At 62.4% G+C, this 583-nt stretch carries 1 protein-coding gene; it reads left to right on the top strand.

Annotation, left to right across the window (positions count from 1 at the left end):
• Positions 1–2 precede the first annotated feature (2 nt).
• Positions 3–583: aminotransferase class I/II-fold pyridoxal phosphate-dependent enzyme (locus EN845_RS33820; RefSeq protein WP_135931266.1), on the top strand; the 581-nt coding region annotated here is incomplete at its 3' end.

Genomic DNA, 583 nt, shown 5'->3' with positions numbered 1-583 from the left:
ACATGAATTACCAGCGGTTCTTCGAGGACGCGATCGACCAGCTCCATGCCGAGCGTCGCTACCGCGTCTTCGCCGATCTAGAGCGCATCGCGGGCAAGTTTCCGCGCGCCATCTGGCGTTCCAACGGCCGCGCCGAGGAAATCACCGTCTGGTGCTCCAACGACTATCTTGGCATGGGCCAGCACGCCGACGTCATCGCCGCGTTCCAGACCGCGGCCGGCAAGATGGGCTCGGGCGCCGGCGGCACCCGCAACATTTCCGGCACGTCCAACCCGTTGGTCGAACTCGAGCATGAGCTGGCCGACCTGCACGGCAAGGAAGCCGCCCTGGTCTTCACCTCCGGTTTCGTCTCCAACGAAGCCTCGATCTCGACCATCGCACGGCTTTTGCCCAATTGCCTGATCATCTCGGACGAACTGAACCATGCCTCGATGATCGAAGGCGTGCGGCGCTCGGGCGCCGAGAAGAAGATCTTCCGCCACAATGACGTCGCGCATCTGGAAAGCCTTTTGCAGACGGCCGGGCGCGAACGTGCCAAGCTGATCGTCTTCGAAAGCGTCTATTCGATGGATGGCGACATCGC

It is taken from the genome of Mesorhizobium sp. M8A.F.Ca.ET.202.01.1.1 (assembly GCF_004791595.1).
Lineage (GTDB): Bacteria > Pseudomonadota > Alphaproteobacteria > Rhizobiales > Rhizobiaceae > Mesorhizobium.
This window is presented reverse-complemented; position numbering and strand designations above follow the sequence as displayed.